At 43.5% G+C, this 338-nt stretch carries 1 pseudogene; it reads right to left on the reverse strand.

The window, feature by feature from the left end:
• Positions 1–338: pseudogene (locus tag ACYVTD_RS16805) on the reverse strand (hypothetical protein); the annotation flags it as partial.

The following is a 338-nucleotide window of genomic DNA, read 5'->3' on the forward strand; positions in this document are numbered from 1 at the left end:
CACACCAAAATTACATCCGCCAGGCATAGACACCTGCGCATTGTTAAACCGCCCTAATAAAGAGCCGATCAAATAATAAGACGCACGCATCTTGCTCGCCATTTCGTATGGCGCTTTATGTGATGTTATGTGTCTTGAATCTATCTCAATCGTCGTGTCGCTAACTCTGTTAACAACCGCGCCAAGCTCAGTTAATATCCCTAATATTAGCTCAACATCGCGTATGTTAGGCAAATTTTCTATACGGCAAATCCCATCCACCAATAAAGCAGCCGGAATGATAGCAATCGCCGAGTTCTTAGCTCCTGCAATTTCAACTTCTCCATGCAATTTTTTGC

The organism is Treponema sp. R6D11 (assembly GCF_054786075.1).